Here is a 20841-nt window from a genome sequence, read left to right as displayed (position 1 = left end):
GTATAAAGAGACGAATAAACAAAATTAAAAAAATATTACTTACATAGTAAATTTGCGTCTTTAATTTGAAACATGTACATTAAAGCATTTTTCTATTGTGTCAATCCTAAACAAAGGAGTCATTATGAGTCTTATTAATAGTCTATTAGGTATCGGTACAGTCTACGCTGCACCTTCAATTGCCGCGCTACAATCTTCTCATCTTAAGGGTTTTTGGTCGATGTTATGGTTACCTTTCTTATTAATTCTTATTTTCTATTTTCTGTTAATTCGACCACAAACCAAACGGGTAAAAGAACATAAGCAATTATTAGAACGGATTTCTCTCAGAGACGAAGTTATAACGACCGGTGGTATTTTAGGGAAAGTGACGCAACTGAAAGATGATTTTGTAGTACTTGAAATAGCTAAAAGTACAGCAATTACTATACAAAAGGGATCCATTGCTTCGGTATTGCCTAAAAATACTATAGACTCACTTTAAAATTTTAAGATGAGTATAAACAACCGATACTCTCTACGGCATTATATTTTACTTGTCCTGCTTGTTCTGGGAAGTGTAGTGTATGCTATGCCTAACATGTACGGTGAAGATCCAGCTATTCAAATTTCTTCAAAAGAGGGAGAACCTATCGGCGTTGATTTGGAAAAACAAATTATGTCAAATTTAGTAACTCAAGGTATCCCTTATAAATCTTGTCAGAGGACTAAAAATACAATTTTAATGCGCTTTCATAACATGGAAATCCAATTAAAAGCGAAAGACGTTATTCAGAAAATTGCAGATGAAACACGCTACTCGGTTGCATTGAATTTAGCACCTTGTACTCCAAAATGGCTTCGAGTGATTGGTGCTAAACCTATGCGATTGGGATTAGATCTGCGAGGTGGCATTCATTTTTTGTTAAAAATAAATACTAGTACTATAGTTGCTCTTAAAGAAAAGAGAGATTTTTGTAATATGCTCACTACACTTTGCAAAGCAATGCGTCTGTATGATACGAAAAATATAATATTACAGAAGAAGAGCAGCATCATTTGTTTTTGTAATGTAAAAGCCCGTGAATACGGTATGAGTTTATTACAAAAACACTTTAAAGATTACCAGTTTATTAAGATTCATCAACTAGGCATTCAGGGAATTCTTTCAAAAGAAGTTGCATATCAAACCCGAAAAAATACTGTTAATCAAGTAATTGCAATTCTTCGAACGCGAATCAACGAACTTGGTGTTTCTGAATCAGAAATTCAACAACAGGGAGAGAATTATATCAGTGTCGATCTGCCAGGTATTCAAGACACTGCTTTAGCAAAAGATATTATTGGTAAAGTAGCTACTATTGCTTTGCAACTAGTTGATACAGCACACAATGCGCAAGCAATTGCAAGAACAGGCACAGTACCTCCTGGTTTAATGTTATACAAATACAAAGGTAAACCTGTTTTATTAAAGCAAGAAGTGATTTTAAGAGGTACTTCAATTGCTAGCGCTGTAAGTACTATCGGAGAAAACGGTCAGCCGGCTGTACAAGTTCGTGTTAATGGCAACGAAATACCCTCTTTTAATCGCATCACCAAGAAAAATATAGGTAAACCACTAGCAGTGGTATATGTAGAAAATCAAACCAGTCATTATCATTTAGACAGCAGAAAAACAACTCACCGTCAAATAGAAAAAATAATCAATATAGCGACTATACAGACAACTTTAGGAAATAATTTTCAGATTACTAATATTGCCAACATGGAATACGCTAACAATTTAGCGTTACTATTGCGTTCTGGTTCTTATCCAGTTCCAGTAGATTTTGTTCAGGAAAAAGTTATTGGTCCTAGCCTTAGTCAAGAAAACATTCATATTGGAATTACTTCTATAAAAGTCAGTGTATTATCAATGATTTTTTTTATGGCGTTTTATTATCGTTTATTCGGCGTTATTGCAGATATTGCATTAATGTTAAATATCGTTGTTATTATTGCTATTTTGTCAATTTTAGGCGCAACGCTAACATTACCTGGCATAGCTGGAATTGTTTTAACTATGAGCATAGCTTTAGATGCTAATGTGTTAATTAATGAACGTATTCGAGAAGAACTTCGTAATAGCATGTCACCTCTAATAAGTATTAGAACAGGCTATGATCGTGCATTTACCACTATTGTGGACTCTAATGTAATTACATTAATTGTGATGGCCATTGTATTTGCATTAAGTTCAGGATCTGTTCAAGGATTTGCAGTTACTACTATGATTGGTTTACTATCCTCTATGTTAACAGCAATTTTTTTTACTCGTGCAATTGTCAATTTAATTTATGAAAGACGAAGTGTTTCTCAGTTATCCATTGGAATTAGAGTTAAAAAATCACATTGAAGCGAATAAAATGAAGTGAATAATATATGGAATTTTTTAAAACTAACATCAACATTCCATTTATGCGTCAACGCAAATGGGCGAGTATTTTTTCTATTACTATTTTTCTGCTTTCTATTATTTCGCTCTTTATTAATGGATTAAACTTAGGAATAGATTTTTCAGGAGGTACTCAAATTGAGGTTAGTTTTATGCATTCAATAAACACAATCGAAATTCGTAAAAATTTATCAGAACAAGGTTTTCCAAAAGCTATAATTCGGTCTTACGATAGTCATCATATTCTAATTCGTATTGCTTTACAAAAAGAATTGTCAAGAGAACGACTGAAAAAAAAATTAATTACAGCAACAGCAGGAGGTACTGTTAATTCGATAGACTATATTGGACCTCAGGTAGATCAACAACTTATAGGACGTGGAACCTCTTCTGTTATTGTAGCCTTAATCGCTATAATAATTTACATTACTTTACGTTTTGAATTTCGTTTTGCTATAAGCGCTGCTATTGCTTTAATTCATGATCCAATATTGATCTTAGGCATCTTTTCTTTTTTCCATTTAGAATTCAATTTAATTACATTAGCAGCAATTCTAACGGTCATGGGTTATTCTCTCAATGACACTATTGTAGTTTACGATCGTATACGTGAAAATTTTCGTAAGTGTCGTCATAACACTTCCATAAAAATTATAAATTTGTCTATAAATCAGATTTTATCCAGAACTATAATAACTTCAAGTTTGATTTTGACTGCCGTTACAGTGCTATTTATTTTTGGTGGAAATACTTTACGATTGTTTTCTCTAGCCTTAATTATTGGAATTATCGTTGGTACTTATTCGTCTATCTATATAGCTGGTTCCTTAACCGTTGCTTTTGGTCTTAAACATCAACATCTTGCTTGTCCAAAAAGAAAAATTGAAAACAATTCTATTTTTCTATAAATGTATTTGCACATTTTAGTAACGCTATGCTCTTAGCTAAGTCATGTTTTATTATAACTTCACCTTTGGAAATATATTAATCACCCCTTAAGCTCTAATAAAAATTTATTCCGTTGTTGTTTATAAGGAGCACGGAGAGGGTTAACAACAATGCTATTTTGAATCATTTTCTGTTTTTAAAAGCAATCCTAATAGAAATTTGTGGATTTTAGCATTACCGGTGATTATATTTCCTTTCATGTAATCACTTCCCCCTTGAAAATCACATACAAAACCACCCGATTCTATAATGAGCAAAATACCCGCAGCTATGTCCCACGGTTTTAAACCTATTTCCCAACAACCATCTAACCTTCCAGAAGCAACGTAAGCTAAATCCAAAGCTGCGACTCCAGAATGACGAATACCAATAGTTTGAGAAACAACGGTTTCTAAAAAATTATTATAAGTTTGAGACAATGCTGTTCTTTTGAGAGGAAAGTTAGTACCAATAAGTGCTTTGTCTATATTCATACAAGAACTGACTCTAATTCTACGGTTATTTAACTGAGCACCATTACCACGAACAGCTGTAAATAATTCTTGATACAGAGGATCGTATATGACCGCTATAACTAACTCATTACGATATTTTAGAGCAATAGATATTGCCATTTGTGGGACACCGTGAATAAAATTAGTGGTCCCATCTAATGGATCAATGATCCAAACAAAATCGTCTCTGAATTTATGTAAACCTGATTCTTCGGCTAATATGGTATGGTCTGGGTAAGCTTTGCGAATAGTGTGTATAATTTCTTTCTCAGAAAGTTGATCTACTTGCGTAACGAAATCGTTTCTATTTTTTTCTCTAATTTCGACAACATCTAACCTATCTATAAAATGAACAATGATACGAGCTGCATTACGCGCAGCCTGAATAGCAATGTTAAGCATTGGATGTATCGTCATTGTTTATTAAATACCTTTATAGGATGCTAGATGATACTAACACGGTGTTTTATAGTAAAATAGTCGACGACGATTATTAGGAATTCTATAACACTTGTGCGTAGAAGATAAACATCTTTCCTAACTATAATAAAAATTGATAGAATACCTAAGAGTTTTTTGAAATACTAAATACCGTTTATAAAGAGACGATTACTGAAAAAATTACATCAGGAAACAGTGATGGTTCCAAATAGAGAAAATATGCCTTTGATTCCAGCTTCTACTCAACTGCCAGAATTTACTTTTAAGGCGGTTGTATTGTCTATTTTACTTGCTGTGGTTCTATCGGCAGCCAATGCTTATCTTGCCTTAAAAATTGGAACTACCATTTCTGCTTCAATACCCGCATCAGTTTTTGCATTGGGAATTTTAAGATTATTCAAAACACATAATGTTTTAGAAAGTAATTTAATTCAAACAGCGGCTTCCGCAGGAGAAGGTATCGCTGCCGCTATAGCTTTTGTGCTACCAGCTATGATTTTTTTTCATATTTGGAAAAATTTCCCTTATTGGGAGACTACTATTATTACATTGATAGGGGGACTCTTAGGAGTACTGTTTGCTGTTCCTTTGCGTCGGGTTATATTGAATCTTCCAACATTGCATTTTCCAGAAGGAACCGCTATAGGCAATGTTCTTAAAATGAGTGTTCAAGGAAAGTCCGGGGTGAAGCTGTTAGCTCAAGGCAGTTTGGTTGGCGGACTTGTGACTTTTGCACAAATGGGTTTAAAGATTATTGCTGACAGTGTAAAAATGTGGATATTTATAGGTAAAACTATTTTTGGTTTTTCTGTAGGTTACACTCCAGCCATTTTAGCTGCAGGATTCATTGTTGGTTTTGAGGTGTCGTCAAGTTTATTTATCGGAGCCATTATAGGTTGGTTAGTTCTGTTACCTCTTATCGGATTATACTATGGACTTCCCATTCATGCAACTTCTGCTTATGACGCGGCTACTAAATTATGGGATTCACATTTGCGTTTTGTTGGTGTAGGCACAATGCTTATTGGTGGTGTATGGACATTGTTGTTGTTATTGAAGATGATTATAAAAAGAATGCAATTCTCTTTTACTGATTTTCGAAAAAGTTTAAAAAGTATACAAAAAGAACGCTTACGAACTGAAACGGATATATCTCCCTTTTGGATTACTATTGGTGTTGCAATTCTAGCGATTTCGTTATTTTTCTACACTTTTTACTATTTATATCAATTCCATATTGTAGCAACTACGCATTATCTATGGATTATATCCTTCGCTTCAGTTGTTTATGTAATAATCATCGGGTTTCTTTTAGCCACTACATCCAGCTACTTTTGTGGATTAGTTGGATCAAGCAATAATCCTCTATCAGGTCTTTTAATTACTGCTATTTTATTACTTTCATTTTTGTTTTCAACGATATTTCGATTTTTCAAGACAACGCAAATACATTATATTGCCTCTTCCGTTATTATAATTGCTACTGTTCTTGCTGGTATTGGCTCAATTACAGGAGAAAATATTCAAGATTTAAAAGCGGGGAAAATGATAGGTTCTACACCCTGGAGGCAACAATTAATGATGGCTGTTGGTGTTAGTGCTTCGGCTTTTATTATTGGTCCAGTACTCCAACTGTTGTTTAATGCTTATGGTATTGGGGGCATTTATCCACATGAAGGAATGGATCCAACGCAAATGCTGAGTGCACCTCAAGCAAGCCTCATGGCTGCGGTTTCTCAAGGAGTATTAGATCGTCATCTTAATTGGGAGATGATCGTTGTAGGTGGAATAATAGCTGTAATTATCATTGTAATCGATATTTTTTTAAAACGACGAAATTTTCGATTACCTGCTTTAGCGGTTGGTTTGGGTATTTATTTGCCACCGGAAGTCATTACCCCAGTAATTATCGGAGGTTTTATAAGTTTTTTGATTAAAAAAACTCGGACAATACAAAATTACTCAGTAAAAGAAATGAGAGTTACCAAAGCCTATCAAAATGGGATATTGGTGGCTTGCGGTATGGTAGCCGGTAGTGCCTTAATGGGGGTAATTTTAGCGATTCCTTTTGTTATTATAGGAAGTGCTGATGCGCTATCATTAATTGGACAAGGATTTTCTTCCATGTCAAGTATATTAGGCATTATTATATTCTTGTTATTATGCGTTTGGTTTTATTGTATCGGTATCAAGAAACGATAATGGAATTACCTATTTATTTAGACTATATGGCCACAACACCTATAGATCCTATTGTAAAAAAAGAAATGATAAATATCTTAATTCAGAAAGGGACTTTTGGTAATTCTGCTTCAGAAAGTCACGCTTACGGGTGGAATGCTCAGGCATTAATTAGAAAAGCAAGAAAATCTATTGCAGAATTAATCAATGCAGACACTAAGGAAATCATTTGGACTTCTGGAGCTACAGAATCGGATAATTTAGCTATTAAAGGAGCTGCTTATTTCTATCAACGCAAAGGTAAGCATATCATTACAATGAGCACAGAACACAAGGCCGTACTGGATACGTGCTCCTATTTGTCTTCAAAAGGCTTTGAGATTACGTATTTAAATCCTCAACATAATGGTCTAATAAATTTATGCGAATTTAAAGAAGCCATTCGACCCGATACGATCTTAGTCTCATGTATGCATGTTAATAATGAAACCGGTGTCATACAAGATATAACCACTATTGGTGAAATTACACGTAAACACAATATTCTTTTTCATGTAGATGCAGCACAAAGTGCAGGGAAAATTCCTATTGATTTACTGCGTATGAAAATTGATTTAATGTCTTTTTCAGCGCATAAGCTTTATGGTCCAAAAGGTATTGGAGCTTTGTATATACGTCGTACTCCATTTCGTGTTCATTTAGAACCTTTAATTCACGGCGGTGGTCATGAAGGTGGATTACGTTCAGGAACACTAGCTACACATCAAATTGTAGGCATGGGTAGTGCTTTTGCACTGGCTAAAGAATGTATGGTTGAGGACGAAAAAAAAATTATTAAATTGCGCGATTGTTTATGGTCAAAATTATCTCAGTTAGGTGGCGTGTATTTAAATGCAAAAACGGCTCCACGTATTCCTGGGTGTTTAAATATTAGGTTCGATGGAATCGAAGGTGAATCTTTAATGGTAAGATTACAACAAATAGCAATTTCAGGTGGTTCGGCATGCAATTCCTCAAATCCTAGTCCTTCTTCCGTGTTATTATCAATGGGATTAAGTCACGAGGAAGCCTATAATTCTATCCGCATTAGTCTTGGACGATTCACTACAGAAAAAGAGATTAATAATGCCATTATCCATATTATCGAACAAGTAAACCACTTGCGTCAAATATCTCCACTGTGGGGAAATATTAAGAGAAAATTAATTGATGAAAATAAGTAGTTGAATGTGAATTATTCTAAGGAAGTTTTAGATTGTTTTTTTAGTGTCAGACATTCTGGTGTATTAATGAGAGAACATTCTCAGATTAAAAGAGGAGAAATTGGAACTCGCGACCAAGGATATGTATGCAAATTACATGTTCGTTATGAACTTGATGAAATAAAAGAAGCTAAATTTCAAGCCTACGGGTCTGTTTTGGCTATTTCGGCATGTGAATACGTTTGTCGTTGGCTTGAAAATAAAACTTTTAAAGACGCTAAAAAATTAACAGCAATTCACATATGTGAAAAGCTAAATTTATCCGCATGTGAAACTTATGTAGCGCTAATTATCGAACGTTTATGCAAAAAAACATTAAAGGATTGACCCGTTTTCTAAATTTAGATTTAGCTCTTACTAAATATATAAAAATTTTCCTCAAAATTTTTTCTCGTAAATTTTATGATTGTATGGTACCCTAAATTGTAACTTCATACAGGAGGTTCGTTTTTTGTATACTCAAAAAGTTGATTATCAAGACGATAGTACTGTTTTACAAGCTTATGTAGCTTACGAAGAGAAGGATTTAATCAAACCTCGTCACAACAGTCCGGTAGTTCTCATTGCGCATGCGTGGTGTGGTCGAGATAGTTTTGTTGAAGAAAAGGCACGTAGCTTGGCTAAACTTGGTTATATTGGTTGTGCAATAGATGTTTACGGTAAGGGAGTATTAGGCGATTGCCCAGAAACTAATCGAACATTAATGCAGCCTCTTATGGAAGACCGTAAAATGCTCCTTCGAAGATTGATAGCTGGGCTAGAAGTAGCTAAAAAAATAGAGATGGCAAATAATAATAAAATTGCTGCTATAGGATATTGCTTTGGAGGACTTTGCGTTCTTGATCTAGCAAGAAGTGGCGCAGATTTAAGAGGAGTAGTAAGTTTTCATGGTTTGCTACAAGCATCAAGGGCTATTTTGGCAAAAAATATGAGGGCAAAAGTTTTAGCTTTGCATGGTTATGAAGATCCTATGGTTCCCCCCGATGTTATGCTTGAATTTGCAAAAGAGATGACAGACGCGAAAGCAGAATGGCAGTTGCATATTTTTGGAAAAACTATGCATGCTTTTACTGATCCAAAAGCTAATAATTCTAACATGGGTACCGTGTATAGTCTCCGAGCAGATAAATATTCTTGGACTGAAGCCGTACAATTTTTAGAAGAAGTTTTTAAATAATTTTACTGTAGTCGCTTATTTATTTTACGGGTTAATATTTTTTCAAATCTTGTTTTGACCTTCATTAAAGAAGCGAGCGCTTCTTCAGAGTTAATTTGATTATTTTTTGCTTATTGCATCTAGAGAAGTTATGTAGGACAGGAAAATTCCACCATTTTTTTAGGGTCAATGGCTTTATCAAATTCTTCATTGGTTAAGTAGTTTAACTGTAACGCAGCTTCCTTAAGAGTAAGGTTATCCGCGTAAGCTTTCTTTGCAATCTCAGACGCTTTATCATAACCGATTATTTGGTTTAAAGCAGTTACTAGCATTAAGGAATGTTTAAGGTAGAAATCAATTTTTTCCCTATTTGGCTCAATACCAACAACGCAGTGGTTGTTAAAAGAACGACAACCGTCTGTCAATAAATAAATAGATTGAATTAAATTATATGCTATTACTGGTTTACAAACATTTAATTCAAAATTACCTTGAGATCCTGCAATTGCAATCGTTATATCGTTCCCCATCACTTGTACACATACCATTATGAGAGCTTCAGATTGAGTGGGATTTACTTTTCCAGGCATGATAGAGGAGCCAGGTTCATTTTCTGGAATAAAAATTTCTCCAATACCACAGCGAGGTCCTGAGGCTAACCATCTGATATCATTAGCAATTTTTACTAAAGAACAAGCGAGAGTCTTTAACACACCACTCATGAGTACTATTTCATCATGCGCTGCTAATACAGAAAATTTATTAGGAGCAGGATAGAAAGGCAACTTCGTAAATTTTGCGATATGTCCTATTGCTTTCTCGGCAAATTGGGAGGACGCATTTATACCGGTTCCAACAGCGGTGCCGCCTAATGCTAAGCGATAGAGAACAGGCAAAGCACTAGTAATTGCCTCTAAATTATGTTCCAACTGTGCTACATATCCAGAAAATTCCTGCCCTAAAGTTATAGGAACGGCATCTTGTAAATGCGTACGCCCTATCTTAATAATTTGAGAAAAAGCATTGGATTTTTTTTGCAAAGTATCACGTAATACTTTGATAGACGGTATTAGTTGATGAAAAATCATATCTGCGCAAGCAATATGCATAGCTGTTGAAAATGCGTCATTTGACGATTGAGATTTATTTACATCATCATTTGGATGAATTGGGTACTTACTTCCAAGTTCTCCTCCCATTAATTCAATAGCTCGGTTACTAATAACTTCGTTGACGTTCATATTAGTTTGAGTACCACTGCCAGTTTGCCATATTTTTAAAGGGAAATGACTATTAAGTTTGCCATCAATAACCTCATTGGCCGCTTGAATAATATACTTTGACTTTTTTGAGGAAAGTGTTCCTAAATTCTCGTTAGTAAAAGCAGCTGCTTTTTTTAGAATTCCAAAAGCTTTTATAAGTTCTAATGGCATAGTTTCTCGTCCAATGACGAAGTGTATTAATGAACGTTGGGATTGTGCTCCATAATATTTACTAGCAGGGACTTTGATTACACCCATACTGTCTTGTTCAACTCGCATTTTCATTTTTTAACCTATTTTTATAGTGCCCCGGACAGGATTTGAACCTGCGACCTGTCCCTTAGGAGGGGACTGCGCTATCCAACTGTGCCACCGGGGCTTGTTGTTGATTATATTAGTATTCACGTGATATTACTATTTTATATAACTAGAGAGCTCTTAAATAAGAACCGTGATTGTAACGCACGAAATTACTAATGAGAAAATGCTTTAGTTAAAGAGTATTCTCTATTTACTTATGTTAAATCTTTTTAATGAGATTTTAGTATTGCATAATACCACATAAATAAAATAAACAGGCAAACCAATTGCATAATAAATACCTAATTAAAGAAGGGTATAACTATTTAGATTATTCTTTATATAATTAAACTCTCTCTTGAATAAAGAAAATATTTCCATATACAAATTTTAAAAATCTACGAGCGTTTAAGTTTTAATTGACAAGTGGAGGAGACTTAATATTATGATGAAAAAAGATCGATTAAAACATTGAATATACGTTAAATATATAATAGATCTAATTTTTAGCGTAAATGAATTTTGATAATTGTAATCAGTTATTATTCGAATGTTTTTATGATAAAGCTTTATAACAGTCGTCAAATTCACGCATTAGAAAAATTAGCAATTTTATCAGGTATAAATAAGTATGATCTTATGCTTATGGCTGGTAAATCTGCTTTCGAAACCTTAACAAAACGCTGGCCAACCATTAAAGAAATCATAGTTTGTTGCGGAAAAGGAAATAACGGCGGGGATGGATTAGTTGTTGCTTGTCTGGCACATCAAAAAGGTTTGAACGTTACTATTTATTCTCTGATTCGAAGTACTGATTATTGTGGTCCTGCAGCACAAGCAGCTGAAGATTGTACAAAGGAAGGTCTTACGATTCAGCATTTCCCAGTTCCACTTTACTTTAACAAAGGATTGATTGTAGATGCCCTCTTAGGAAGAGGCTTACGAGGCGAAATTAAATCACCTTACAGTGAAATTATTACAGCAATTAATGCAGCTAAACAACCAGTATTGTCCCTTGATGTTCCCTCAGGTGTTAATATCGATACTGGAGCAGTGCATTCAAAAGCTGTAAAAGCTGATGTAACAATTACTTTTATTGGATTAAAACAAGGATTATATACTGCTCAAGCTCCAACTTATTGTGGAGAACTTGAATGGAATTCGTCGGGACTTTCTAATTATTTATTTTCTAAAATAAAAACACATAATTACTTATTAAATTGGTCTCAAGTACATTGTCTATTTCCTCCAAGACGAGAACGTGATTCTCATAAAGGTAACTATGGACACGTGTTGGTAATTGGTGGTGACTATGGTATGGGAGGAGCCGTACGTATGTCAGCTGAAGCGGCCGCTCGGGTAGGAGCAGGTCTTGTAACTGTCGCAACTCGCCCTGAGCACATTCCTATTGTTAGTGGATCTCGTCCAGAATTAATGTGTTATCAGGTAGATAAAGCTGATGATTTAGATAACCTTCTTAAATCATCAGTTACAGTTATAGTAATTGGCCCAGGATTAGGAAAATCAGTTTGGGCAAAATCGTTATTAAATAAAATATTATGTACTAAAATTCCTAAAGTGCTTGATGCCGATAGTTTAAATTTATTAGCGGAAAATCCTACTCAACGAGAAGATTGGATATTGACACCTCATCCTGGTGAGGCGTCTCGGTTATTACATGTACCTTGTCAAAAAATTCAGAGTAATCGATTTAAAGCTATTCGACAATTGACCAAAAATTATTCAGGAGTAGTAGTGTTAAAAGGCGCTGGAACCTTAATTAAAGGAAAAAAGAAGAGAATCTCAATTTGTCCATCTGGAAATCCAGGTATGTCTACCGGAGGTATGGGCGATATTTTAAGTGGCGTTATTGGTGGTTTATTGGCACAAAAGTTAAATTTAACAGCCGCTGCACAGGTAGGGGTATTTATTCATTCATTAGCTGCGGATCGCGCCGCTAAAGAGGGAGGGGAAAGAGGGCTGTTAGCCACTGATTTATTTCCACATTTACGGTCTTTAATGAATTCTATTGCACAGTAAATGTTTTAATTATGCATTATTCTTCTATAATTATTCGAACCGGCAAATCCACGCGTCTATTAGGTATGCAGGTGGCTAAAATACTATCGTTCTTCAAAAGGCGCTGTTATTTATTTATCAGGGGCAATTGGCTCTGGAAAAACAACTGGGTTACGTGGGTTCTTACGGGGTTTAGGGTACACGGAATTTGCTAAAAGTTCTAGCTATACTTTAAGAGATTTATGAATTACTAGATATAAAGGTTATTCATATGAATCTGTATCAATTGAAAAAATCAGAAGATTGTTGGGACTTAGGTTTAAGTGATTACCTAAAAAGTAATTCTATTTTATTAATAGAATAGCCAAAAGATCATCGTTATTTTTTATTCCTGATGATATATGAATCACAATTGACATAAAAGGTAAGCACCGCATTGTTAACTTGATTGCTTGAATAATTCTAGTTTAGAAGATGCAACCTCTGTTGCAAAGAAACTTTGGATGCGCGCATGAAATAATCGTTAAGATGAAATACATCACACGTCAGGTTTTGGTGCATTATTGCATTATGCTTTTCGTGTTTCCTTTTCCGTGTTTCTTTTACAGAGATAAGGACAGTTTTAATATTTTAATTTATTTTATCATTTATTTATTAGATTAATATTTCCAGAAGAAAAGGTTTTTTTAGATCCATCAGATAACTTTAGTATTAAATTTCCTTGGTCATTAATTCCTGCTCCGACACCAAAAAAATTTCTTTTTCTTGATTGCATAAGGTGTAGTTGTTTGTTGAAGAGATAATCTTTTGTTTTCCAAAGATTCTGAAAGAAAGGACCGAAGTGATGCTGTTTAAAATCTTCTAAGTAATGTATTAGATTATCAATTAATATGGAACAAAGCTTATTTCTATTTTGATAACATGCAGTAAGATTTATTAATGATGTCCAATTCTGACTAATTTTTCTCTTAACATCGTCTGTCATATTTGTATTGAGACCGATACCAATGATAGCAGAGTGTAATCCCGTAATTCTAGGTTTTATTTCAATTAAAATGCCAGCTAGTTTTTTATGCTCACATATAATGTCGTTAGGCCATTTAATAAAAATTGGAGAAGGTAAATGACAAATCATTTCAATAGTGCGACACACAGCAAGCCCACACACCAAGCTTAATCCCTCTAATTTTCTCATATTTTTTTTAAAAAGATACCGTAGAGATAAATAGATATTTTGCCCAAACGGTGAATGCCAAGTTCTAAAAAATTGGCCTCGTCCCTTTTTTTGCATCTCTGCAATACAAATTACCGGTCTATCTGTATAGGGTAGTATTTTTAAGTAAGTATTTGTAGAATCTGTATATTCCAATAGTTCCAGTTGAATAGACTCTGTTGTTAGAGTACTAATAATTTTTTTTTATTTAGCAAAACCAACGGCCGATTAAATAAGAACGCCGAGTTTTTATAGACGTTTGACATTTTTCTTTTTACTTTTGAAGTCTAATCAATCATACAAGCGGCTTTGAACTTTCGTATAAATCTTCAGGTATTCTACCCTTTAGATTAAATGTTGGCAAGAAATTATATAATTTCCTAATACATTAATAATAATCGAATAGATGTTGCTATTTTTTGAACATTAGAGAAGTTCTTACTGTGGTTTTTATTGTTTATGAAGTATAGTAAGCTTCTACCTACTGGATATATTTTTAATTCATAAAACTGCGCTAGAAGCAATAAACATTGCTCTATTTATAAGCCGGAAAAAGCATTAGAACCAGGAAATCGAGAGGAAATCAATTTTTTTGATAAGTAAATCGACGATCGGTCCTTCAATTATTTTCATCTGTAGTAATTTACTCTTGCATGTGGTGTTGAAATGTTTGTAGAAATTATCCTGTCTTTTGATAAAAATTTAAACACAGCTGTCGATAATCAGTCACTTTATAATGACTGCAGAGATTAGTTGATGAACATAGTTATTTTAGGAACTCAATGGGGGGATGAAGGAAAAGGTAAGATTGTTGACATGCTTACAGAAAAAGTTTCAGCAGTTATTCGTTTTCAGGGAGGTCATAATGCCGGTCACACTTTAACTATTGACGGTAAAAAAACAGTTCTGCGCTTAATTCCTTCAGGAATTTTAAGAAAAAATGTACTGTGTTTAATTGGTAACGGAGTTGTGTTGTCTTTACCAGCGCTAGTAGAAGAAATTAAGGAGTTAGAAGATAGAGGAATTTCAGTAAAAAATCAACTTAAAATAAGCACATACTGTCACTTGTTGTTACCCTATCATGTTACGCTTGACAAGGCACGTGAACATGCATTAGGAAATAAAGCCATCGGGACAACTTGTCGAGGAATTGGACCCGCGTATGAGGACAAAATAGCGCGTCGAGGTATTCGAGCGATAGATTTACTATATCCCGATTCTCTTCTAGAAAAGATAAAAAAAACCACTGATTATTACAATTTTCAATTGCAATATTATGAAAAAAAACCCTTAAACTATATCATGATCTATAAACAGCTTATTAAAATAAGAAAAAAGATAAAATATCTAATTGGAAATGTCACCGCATTATTATTTAAATTACACCAAGAAAAAAAACACATTATCTTTGAAGGAGCACAAGGGACGCTTTTAGATGTCGATTTTGGCACTTATCCGTATGTAACTTCTTCAAACACCACAGCTGGTGCTGCTGCTACGGGCAGTGGTTTTGGTCCACTTTATTTTGATTTAATATTAGGAATTACTAAGTCTTACGTGACTCGAGTTGGCTCTGGACCTTTTCCAACAGAACTAAAAAATGCAGATGGAATAAAAATGGCAAAACGAGGAAACGAATTTGGTGCGGTAACTGGTCGCCCAAGACGTTGTGGCTGGTTTGATGTGATCATTGTACGACAATCTATTCAAGTAAACAGTCTAACATGTATCGTATTGACAAAATTGGATGTTTTAGACGAATTTGAAACTATTCGATTATGCATAGGTTATCGTTTCCACGGAGAAATACTGTATGAAGCAATACTCGATCAGTCTCTTTTAGAAAAATGTGAACCTATTTACGAAGAAATGTCTGGATGGAAAACATCTACTTATGGACTTACTGATTATGCAAAAATGCCTAAAGAAGCGCGTAATTATGTTACACGCATTGAATCATTACTCGGAATTCCTGTTGTTATGATTTCTACGGGGCCTGAACGTAAACATACTATTGTGCGAAAAAAAATCTTATAGAAGAAGCAGTGAAAAAGCAAAAAGGTTTCTTTTACGGTTCATTTATAATAAAAGATGATGAAATAATGATCAATAAACAGTACTAAAAATAAAAGCGTAAGATACAAAATACTGTAGCGAAAAACTCGAATAGGCACCTTAGGGTTATTACTTACGTATAAACGAATTGCCCAGTAAATAAAAACGATATTTAAAAGAAAAGCACTAAGAAAATATATCCATCCAGACATCCCAACAACAAAAGGTAATAAACTGATTATAGAAAGCAAAAATGTGTAAATTAAGATATTCAATTTAGTATAAAAAATACCATGAACGTTGGGTAACATAGGAATATTTACTTTGTCATAGTCATTAATGCAATGAATAGCAAGTGCCCAAAAGTGTGGAGGAGTCCAAATAAAAATAATTAGCGAAAGAATTACGCTAAAAAAATTGATATGCCCTGTGGCAACCACTCCTCCTAATAAAGGAGGAGCAGCGCCTGCTAAACCTCCAATTACTATATTTTGTGAGGTGATGTGTTTTAAAAAGAGAGTATAAATGCCTGCGTAACTAATAAGAATAATTAGAGTTAAAAGGGTCGCAAATACATTAGTATAACTCATTAAAATTACTACGGATAGAATACATAAAATACTAGAAAAAATTATTGCATTCCGCAGACTAATTTCTTCTCTTACAATAGGACGAAGGTTTGTGCGATGCATGACGCTATCAATACGATGTTCTAAAATCTGATTCAGTGCAGCTGCAGAAGAAGCGGCGAGTGCAATACCCAAATTACCAAACAATAGCAAACGCCAAGATATAATACCAGGGCTCACGAGACACATACCAACTGCTGTAGTAAGTATTATTAACAACACGATACGCGGCTTACATAATCTCAGATAGGCTTTCCAATGATTTTCTTTAAACAATCGTGATGATTTTTCTGTATAATAATTTCCCATCTCGTAAGATTACAATTTCAGATGATTCTTGATTTTGATAAAAGATTATTTGCGATTAATCGTTTATTGATTCGATTACGTTGACGTAACGACAGATAATCCAGGAAGATTATACCATTTAAATGATCCAATTCATGTTGAATACATCTTGCCATAAATCCATCTGCTTTAAATTCTAATAGCTTGCCATAACGATCTTGCGCGCGTATTTTAACCTTGGCGGAACGAGTAATTTTTTCATAAATATTTCCACCTACAGACATACAACCTTCTTCTTCTGTACACTTTCCCGAACTCTCAATAATTTTTGCATTAACAAGACATAAGGGTTGATTTTTCTCGGGAGAGAAATCAATAACAGTGATGTGGTTAGGTCTTTCTAAATCTAGTTGTGTAGCAGCTAGAGCCGCACAGTTCTTGGTGTTGTAATGTGTTAAGAACATTGCATCGATGATCTTTTGCACTGTATTGTCAAAAACTTCAACCTGTCTCGCTATTACTTTTAATCGAGGATCTGGGTATTGTAAAATTTCAAGCATATAAAACCTTTTTATAAAAAAATGCCAAGGAGAGGATTTGAACCTCCACAGGGCTTATTTTTCCCTACAAGTATCTGAAACTTGCGTGTCTACCAATTTCCACCACCTCGGCTTGCAAAACGTAAGACTCTATATTTCAAATTAGAAAAAGTCAAATCAGACACAATATAAGATCTTTACGTACACAAAACAGATAATCTTTCTGATAAAAATTTCCAATTTCCTTCTTTTTTATTATAGCGCCCAGTTAATTTCTAATTGTTTCACTGTACGCAAGTATGTATTAGTTTTAGAAAAATGTCGACACCCAAAAAAACCTCGATTCGCCGATAATGGAGAAGGATGCGAGGCTTTCAGAATTTTATGATGAATGTTAGTAATTAAATTAGCTTTTTGTTGTGCATAAGTTCCCCATAATATAAAAACTATCCTTTTAGGATGACTATTTAAACTAGCAATAATACGATCAGTAAAGCGCTGCCATCCAATGTTAGCATGAGATTGAGGTTTTCCCGCTTCAACAGTAAGAATTGTATTTAACAGCAATACCCCTTGCATGGCCCATTTTTCTAGATTTCCTTGAGTAGAAATAGGCACTTTTACGTCTAAATATAATTCTTTAAAAATGTTTTGAAGAGATGGCGGGGGAATCACTCCATGACGAACGGAAAAAGCCAGTCCATGCGCTTGATGTGGTTTATAATAAGGATCCTGTCCCAAAATAACCACTTTTACTGCTTCGTAAGGTGTTAATTTTAAAGCATTAAAAATATCTCTTTGGGAAGGATAAATAATTTTTCCAATTTTACGTTCCTTTTTAACAAAATCCAGGATCAATTGAAAATAAGACTTTTTTTTCTCATTACTCAGAACAGTTTTCCAAGTAATTTTTTCGTTCATATGTGTTATTAAAATCTGTATTATTATCCAATTAGCTTATCGATAATGTTAAACACTATATCTTACTGTTGGTTATAATTTCCAAAACTAAATCAGTCCTCTTCAAACACGATTAACGAGTATAATACGAGTATAATGAATTTTCTTAGCTTCAAATAAGTACAGTTCTTTTATTCAACATTAACCTAACTTTTAGTAGATTGTGTGAGGTAAAAACTGCAATCATCATTTTATAACAATAAAAAAATAAACAAACACTAGACTGTCTAACTATTGCTGGCATAATCATAGAATTCGTGTATTGTAGAAAATTGTCCGTGAAGTTTAATGCTGTGAGTATACCACAATTTTTGTACCTATAAATTGATTGTAAAATGCGCTAACATTAAAAACCAATTAACATGTAATATAAATAGAAATTTTCTATGGAGTTCATATCGTGTACATTTTTTTAAAAGAATTGGTTTGTACCATTTTATTTTGTATATACAAAAAACCAAGCGGTCGCAAATCTTGATCAAGGAAGTAAAAAAATCAAATGTGGATATTGAATACTCGCGTCGGACATTGAATACTTTATCTGTGAAACATCAGAAATCAGTAATTACTAAGTGTAAAAAAAATTTAAAAAGTTTTGATGAACATACGTTGCAGAACATAATAAAAAATCGCGAAAATCCAATATTGTTATTAATTCTTGACGAAGTAAAAGATCCTCACAACTTGGGCGCTTGTTTTCGAAGCGCGGAAGCACTAGGCGCGCAAGCTATTATCGTACCTAAAGATCGAGCGGTTGGAATAACTCCCACTGTTCGAAAAGTGGCGTGTGGTGCAGTTGAAACATTGCCGTTTATTCGGCTAACAAATTTATCGCGCGCTATTCGTTGGCTACAAGCAGAAGGAGTATGGATCGTCGGCACTACGACTGACGCAAATTCTTGTATTCAAGATATTGATTTAACAGGAGACATAGCTATTATCATAGGTAGCGAGGACAAAGGGATACGTTGTCTAACCAAAAAACTCTGTGATTTTATAGCACAAATACCCCTTCGGGGTAATATGGAAAGTTTAAATGTTTCTGTAGCGTGCGGCATCTGTCTATACGAAGTTGAACGACAACGAATGTTATCATCTTCTTAAGGTTTCACCTTCTTCTTTTGTAAGTAAATTAAAATCTCGTATCTTTTACAGTAAAATTAAAAGTTTACCCATATTTTAAGTCTTAGTGCCCTTTCTTTTTTCATTCTGTCTACGTCGAACAGTAACAGCTTTAGCTAATTTGCTAAGCGCTGTCTCTGTAGTATCCCAAGAAATACAGGCATCAGTGACGCTTTGCCCATATTTTAGAAGTTTACCAAATTTTAGAGTTTGTTTACCCTCGACTAAATTACTTTCAATCATAGTCCCAAAAATTGAAAAACTTCCTTGATGAATTTGATCACAAACTGAATCTATAACTTGCATCTGTTTTCTATGATCCTTTCTACTATTACCATGACTACAATCGATCATTAGTAAAGGAGGTAAATTTACTGATTGCAATTTTTTTATAGTTGTCCTAATTGTCAAAGCGTCGTAATTAGTACCTCGCATAGAACCACGTAAAATAACGTGACTATCTTGATTACCCATAGTGCTAATTATAGAAACAATGCCTCGCTCAGATATACTTAAAAAATGATGAGGATGGTGAGCAGCGAGAACAGCATCAATAGCGATTTGGATATTTCCTGTTGTCCCATTTTTAAAACCAATAGGCATAGAAAGTCCTGAAGCAAGTTCTCTGTGAATTTGGCTTTCAGTAGTTCTAGCTCCTATAGCCGACCATGTGATTAAATCAGCTATATATTGTGGAATGATGGCATCTAAAAATTCACTACCAGTAGGTACTCCCAATTGATTTATATCTAATAGCAAATGTCTAGCAATTCGAAGCCCTTGATTAATTTGAAAACTGCTATCTAGATAAGGATCGTTTATTAATCCTTTCCATCCAATAATAGTTCGAGGTTTTTCAAAATAGGCTCGCATGATTATAAATAATTCAATTGAGTATCGAGAAATACAGTCTTTAAGTCGAAAAGCATATTCCATAGCAGCTCGAGGATCGTTTATAGAACAAGGGCCAACTACAACTAACAATCGATCGTCTTCTCCATGAATAATTCTTTTTGTGGTTATTCGCGCGTGATGTATTTTAGAAGCAATTGTGTCTGTTAAAGGTAATTCTTTAATAAGAAGCGCTGGAATTATCACAGGTCGTATGGTCTTTATTCTTAAGTTGTCTATTTTTTGCATAGTAGTATTAATTTTAAACGTCTTTAGACTTCTACGATAGTTTTAAGGGAGAAAAGAGATCAGTGCTTTTTAAATATCTAAGAAAAAATAAAGAAAGTAAAAGATCATTAATGCTCATTTATCATCTCTTGTCGTTAAATTGTCAAGCACTCTTTCTAAAATTTTCTTAGAAAATGTATTGTTACCACAATATTCGTAAAGGCTTATGAAGACTCATAAAAAGATGTATGATTTTGATGTATGATTTTTCTGTATAAAATAATCTTTACGGAAGAAAAGTTTTCGGATTTTTTGCATCGGCACAGCTTGTGTGAAAACAATATTACAAACAGTTCACTTTCTAGTGATTTAGATTACTACATATTGTTGTTGTACGAAAAAATTTAGAGCAGCATATTATATGCTTTACCTTATTAATA

The 20841-nt window shown here is 34.0% G+C and carries 17 protein-coding genes, 2 tRNA genes and 1 pseudogene; 11 read left to right on the top strand and 9 right to left on the bottom strand.

Going from position 1 to position 20841, the window contains the following annotated elements:
• Positions 1-124 precede the first annotated feature (124 nt).
• The 3 genes from yajC to secF are packed head-to-tail and all read left to right on the top strand — an operon-like array spanning position 125 to position 3321.
• Positions 125-484 (top strand): preprotein translocase subunit YajC, encoded by a 360-nt coding sequence (gene yajC / locus Z664_RS02555; protein ID WP_039670086.1) that lies wholly within the window; start codon positions 125-127, stop codon positions 482-484.
• Positions 485-493: 9 nt separating this feature from the next.
• Positions 494-2374, top strand: coding sequence for a protein translocase subunit SecD (gene secD / locus Z664_RS02550; protein ID WP_039670085.1), 1881 nt, complete (start codon positions 494-496; stop codon positions 2372-2374).
• 26 nt (positions 2375-2400) lie between these two features.
• Positions 2401-3321, top strand: coding sequence for a protein translocase subunit SecF (gene secF / locus Z664_RS02545; RefSeq protein WP_039670084.1), 921 nt, complete (start codon positions 2401-2403; stop codon positions 3319-3321).
• Positions 3322-3474: 153 nt separating this feature from the next.
• On the opposite strand, the gene Z664_RS02540 is transcribed toward secF, so the two are convergent.
• A complete protein-coding gene (locus tag Z664_RS02540) occupies positions 3475-4266 on the bottom strand; it encodes an inositol monophosphatase family protein (RefSeq protein WP_039670270.1) in 792 nt (263 codons plus the stop codon).
• Between the two features lie 228 nt (positions 4267-4494).
• Here Z664_RS02540 and Z664_RS02535 point away from each other — a divergent pair, with 228 nt between their 5' ends.
• The 4 genes from Z664_RS02535 (at position 4495) to Z664_RS02520 (ending at position 8916) form a co-directional block, all read left to right on the top strand.
• Complete coding sequence (locus tag Z664_RS02535) at positions 4495-6498, top strand: OPT family oligopeptide transporter (protein ID WP_052246358.1); 2004 nt, start codon at positions 4495-4497, stop codon at positions 6496-6498.
• Positions 6498-7700 (top strand): IscS subfamily cysteine desulfurase, encoded by a 1203-nt coding sequence (locus tag Z664_RS02530; protein ID WP_039670083.1) that lies wholly within the window; start codon positions 6498-6500, stop codon positions 7698-7700. The genes Z664_RS02535 and Z664_RS02530 overlap by 1 nt, the downstream gene beginning before the upstream one ends.
• A 6-nt stretch (positions 7701-7706) precedes the next feature.
• A complete protein-coding gene (locus Z664_RS02525; RefSeq protein ID WP_039670268.1) occupies positions 7707-8066 on the top strand; it encodes an iron-sulfur cluster assembly scaffold protein in 360 nt (119 codons plus the stop codon).
• Positions 8067-8190: 124 nt separating this feature from the next.
• Positions 8191-8916 (top strand): dienelactone hydrolase family protein, encoded by a 726-nt coding sequence (locus tag Z664_RS02520; protein WP_039670082.1) that lies wholly within the window; start codon positions 8191-8193, stop codon positions 8914-8916.
• Between the two features lie 128 nt (positions 8917-9044).
• Here Z664_RS02520 and fumC read toward each other — a convergent pair whose 3' ends face one another.
• Together fumC and Z664_RS02510 are read right to left on the bottom strand one after the other, a co-directional pair.
• A complete protein-coding gene (fumC, locus tag Z664_RS02515) occupies positions 9045-10436 on the bottom strand; it encodes a class II fumarate hydratase (protein ID WP_039670267.1) in 1392 nt (463 codons plus the stop codon).
• 26 nt (positions 10437-10462) lie between these two features.
• Positions 10463-10536, bottom strand: a tRNA-Arg gene (locus Z664_RS02510).
• A 479-nt stretch (positions 10537-11015) separates the two neighbouring features.
• Between Z664_RS02510 and Z664_RS02505 the strand changes: the two genes are divergently transcribed.
• Both Z664_RS02505 and Z664_RS03140 read left to right on the top strand, forming a co-directional pair.
• A complete protein-coding gene (locus Z664_RS02505) occupies positions 11016-12497 on the top strand; it encodes a bifunctional ADP-dependent NAD(P)H-hydrate dehydratase/NAD(P)H-hydrate epimerase (protein ID WP_039670081.1) in 1482 nt (493 codons plus the stop codon).
• Between the two features lie 105 nt (positions 12498-12602).
• Positions 12603-12722: pseudogene (locus Z664_RS03140) on the top strand (tRNA (adenosine(37)-N6)-threonylcarbamoyltransferase complex ATPase subunit type 1 TsaE); the annotation flags it as partial.
• A 397-nt stretch (positions 12723-13119) separates the two neighbouring features.
• On the opposite strand, the gene Z664_RS02500 reads toward Z664_RS03140, so the two are convergent.
• Complete coding sequence (locus Z664_RS02500) at positions 13120-13845, bottom strand: biotin--[acetyl-CoA-carboxylase] ligase (protein ID WP_167885013.1); 726 nt, start codon at positions 13843-13845, stop codon at positions 13120-13122.
• A gap of 600 nt (positions 13846-14445) precedes the next feature.
• Here Z664_RS02500 and Z664_RS02495 point away from each other — a divergent pair.
• On the top strand, positions 14446-15726 hold the full coding sequence (locus Z664_RS02495; protein ID WP_039670080.1) for an adenylosuccinate synthase: 1281 nt from the start codon (positions 14446-14448) through the stop codon (positions 15724-15726).
• A 38-nt stretch (positions 15727-15764) separates the two neighbouring features.
• On the opposite strand, the gene Z664_RS02490 is transcribed toward Z664_RS02495, so the two are convergent.
• From Z664_RS02490 to ung, 4 genes are all read right to left on the bottom strand, one after another.
• Positions 15765-16682, bottom strand: a complete 918-nt coding sequence (locus tag Z664_RS02490) for a heme o synthase (protein ID WP_052246356.1) — start codon at positions 16680-16682, stop codon at positions 15765-15767.
• 17 nt (positions 16683-16699) lie between these two features.
• Positions 16700-17221: a peptide deformylase gene (gene def, locus Z664_RS02485; protein ID WP_052246355.1), complete on the bottom strand. Its 522-nt coding sequence runs from the start codon at positions 17219-17221 to the stop codon at positions 16700-16702.
• 22 nt (positions 17222-17243) lie between these two features.
• Positions 17244-17333 (bottom strand) — tRNA-Leu (locus tag Z664_RS02480).
• A 122-nt stretch (positions 17334-17455) separates the two neighbouring features.
• Positions 17456-18130 (bottom strand): uracil-DNA glycosylase, encoded by a 675-nt coding sequence (gene ung, locus Z664_RS02475; protein ID WP_039670079.1) that lies wholly within the window; start codon positions 18128-18130, stop codon positions 17456-17458.
• A gap of 354 nt (positions 18131-18484) precedes the next feature.
• Between ung and rlmB the strand changes: the two genes are divergently transcribed.
• Entirely contained in the window at positions 18485-19264 is a 780-nt protein-coding gene (gene rlmB, locus Z664_RS02470) for a 23S rRNA (guanosine(2251)-2'-O)-methyltransferase RlmB (RefSeq protein WP_084588738.1), read from the top strand.
• A gap of 75 nt (positions 19265-19339) precedes the next feature.
• Here rlmB and Z664_RS02465 read toward each other — a convergent pair whose 3' ends face one another.
• On the bottom strand, positions 19340-20422 hold the full coding sequence (locus tag Z664_RS02465) for a 3-deoxy-7-phosphoheptulonate synthase (RefSeq protein WP_039670078.1): 1083 nt from the start codon (positions 20420-20422) through the stop codon (positions 19340-19342).
• Positions 20423-20841 lie beyond the last annotated feature (419 nt).

This window comes from Coxiella endosymbiont of Amblyomma americanum (assembly GCF_000815025.1).
Classification (GTDB): Bacteria; Pseudomonadota; Gammaproteobacteria; order Coxiellales; family Coxiellaceae; genus Coxiella.
Note: the sequence above shows the minus strand (reverse complement) of the source record. Positions and strands in the feature narration are given on the sequence as shown.

Coding starts and splice junctions, on each gene's coding strand:
- yajC (WP_039670086.1), top strand. CDS start 125: ATGAGTCTTATTAATAGTCTATTAGGTATCGGTACAGTCTACGCTGCA.
- secD (WP_039670085.1), top strand. CDS start 494: ATGAGTATAAACAACCGATACTCTCTACGGCATTATATTTTACTTGTC.
- secF (WP_039670084.1), top strand. CDS start 2,401: ATGGAATTTTTTAAAACTAACATCAACATTCCATTTATGCGTCAACGC.
- Z664_RS02535 (WP_052246358.1), top strand. CDS start 4,495: ATGGTTCCAAATAGAGAAAATATGCCTTTGATTCCAGCTTCTACTCAA.
- Z664_RS02530 (WP_039670083.1), top strand. CDS start 6,498: ATGGAATTACCTATTTATTTAGACTATATGGCCACAACACCTATAGAT.
- fumC (WP_039670267.1), bottom strand. CDS start 10,436: ATGCGAGTTGAACAAGACAGTATGGGTGTAATCAAAGTCCCTGCTAGT.
- Z664_RS02505 (WP_039670081.1), top strand. CDS start 11,016: ATGATAAAGCTTTATAACAGTCGTCAAATTCACGCATTAGAAAAATTA.
- Z664_RS02495 (WP_039670080.1), top strand. CDS start 14,446: ATGAACATAGTTATTTTAGGAACTCAATGGGGGGATGAAGGAAAAGGT.
- Z664_RS02490 (WP_052246356.1), bottom strand. CDS start 16,682: ATGGGAAATTATTATACAGAAAAATCATCACGATTGTTTAAAGAAAAT.
- def (WP_052246355.1), bottom strand. CDS start 17,221: ATGCTTGAAATTTTACAATACCCAGATCCTCGATTAAAAGTAATAGCG.
- Z664_RS02465 (WP_039670078.1), bottom strand. CDS start 20,422: ATGCAAAAAATAGACAACTTAAGAATAAAGACCATACGACCTGTGATA.